The sequence below is a fragment of the Chromobacterium sp. FG22 genome (assembly GCF_057809415.1).
Window position 1 is genome coordinate 1 of the sequence record NZ_JBMDJX010000071.1, and the last position, 1,374, is coordinate 1,374.

At 63.8% G+C, this 1,374-nt stretch carries 1 protein-coding gene; it reads right to left on the minus strand.

The genetic code is table 11. The features are described 5' to 3' along the window. On the minus strand, positions 1-1,374 hold a 1,374-nt coding region (locus tag ACODSD_RS24735), incomplete at both ends, for an RHS repeat domain-containing protein (protein WP_488878605.1).

Genomic DNA, 1,374 nt, shown 5'->3' on the forward strand with positions numbered 1-1,374 from the left:
CCAGCTTGCCGCCGTCGCCGCGGGTTTCCTGGATCAGGCGGCCGGCGGCGTCGTAGCTTTGGTGGGTGACTTGGTCGGCCGCCGAGGTCAGCAGGCGCTCTCGAATCGCCGCCTCGTCCCACCGTGACACGGCAGTGGCCGTCTCCTGGCTCTGGGCTGCGCCTTCACGGCGGACTTCCACATTGCGAGCGTACCAGCGATTGGTTTGCCCCCAGCCCGCGGCAACCTGCAGCCACACCCGCGCGCCTTTGATCCCTGGTGGAATCGTTAAACGGCCCTGCACATGCTGGAGGCCCGCCTGGCCAGCATCGCTATAACTCGCCCCCACCCAAGAGTCGATAAAGTTTACACCATCGTTCGAGTACTGGAAGCCGATGCCGAACGGTGCCGGCGTCCGGCCGTCATCCATGCTGCCACGGATGACGTCCATCCCAAAGCTGTAGGTCTCTCCTTCCTTGACCGCGACCATACCGCTGGCGTAGCTGTCGCGATCCGGCTGCAGGATGGCCTTGCCGTTGCCTGGGAAGCCCACCTCGTTGGCTCTTACGCCTTGTACGCTGCCAGCCCAGCTCGGACCGCCATGCGGATGGTTCACTAAATTGCCGCTGATCGGCTTGGCGTAGCGGATGGTATCTGTGATATTGCCCGCTGCGTCGTAACGCCGTTCAGTCACATAACCCTGCGCGTCTAGACTCAACGTTGGGCGACCCGCTGCGTCGTAGCTTTGGCGAGTCACTTGGTCAACCGTCGAGGTCAGTAGGCGCCGCCGTATCGCCACCTCGTCCCACTGCGACACGGCATTGGTCGCCTCATTGCCCTGGCTACCCCCCTGACGACGCACTTCCACATTGCGCGCATACCAGCGGTTGGTCTGCCCCCAACCCGCAGCAACCTGCAGCCACACCCGTGCGCCTTTGATCCCCGGCGGAATCGTCAAACTGCCCTTCACATGCTGGAGGTCCGCTTGGCTAGCGTCGCTATAGCTCGCCCCCACCCAGGAGTCGATGAAGTTCACACCGTCGAGCGAATACTGGAAGCCAATGCCAAACGGCGCCGGCGTCCGGCCGTCATCCGTGCCGCCACGGATGGCATCCATCTCGAAGCTGTAGACCTCGCCTTCCTTGACCGCGATCATGCCGCTGGCGTAGCTATCGCGATCCGGTTGCAGAATAGCGTCGCCGCTGCCAGGGAAGCCCACTTGTTGGGCACTCACGCTCTGCACACTGCCGGCCCAGTCCGGGCCGCCATGCGGATAGCTCACCAGGTTGCCACTAATCGGCTTAGCGTAGCGTATGGTGTCCGTCACCCGCCCCGCCGCATCGTAACGCCGCTCGGTCACATAGCCCGCCTCATCGATGCTCAGGCTCGGACGGC